Annotated in this window: 1 protein-coding gene; it reads left to right on the top strand. The window is 59.6% G+C overall.

Annotation, left to right across the window (positions count from 1 at the left end; genetic code table 11):
• The first annotated feature begins 21 nt into the window (after window positions 1-21).
• A complete protein-coding gene (locus HKX41_11635) occupies window positions 22-228 on the top strand; it encodes a hypothetical protein (protein ID NNC24784.1) in 207 nt (68 codons plus the stop codon).
• Window positions 229-270 lie beyond the last annotated feature (42 nt).

The raw sequence follows: 270 nt of genomic DNA, 5'->3' as shown, positions 1-270 counted from the left end.
CTTTCGAGCGTCACCCTCGTCTTGAGCAGCGAACGCGGCGGCAAGCGGTATCACATCGCCGGAGAGGACGCCATCGCGGAACGCATCTTCTCGATGCTCGAGGATGGCTCGAATCTGGGTGGCGTCGTAGTCGGGGAACACGACGTTATCTGGATTGAACGAACTGGCTGTCCGCCCATCCAATTTCTGTATCAACTGAGTGTCGTTGGTGAGTGCAGCGACTGCTGACCGGCCTTCGATGTCGCCCTCGGCGGTAGCGCGTGAGAGTTG

The organism is Salifodinibacter halophilus, from assembly GCA_012999515.1.
Classification (GTDB): Bacteria; Pseudomonadota; Gammaproteobacteria; order Nevskiales; family Salinisphaeraceae; genus Salifodinibacter; species Salifodinibacter halophilus.
This window is presented reverse-complemented; position numbering and strand designations above follow the sequence as displayed.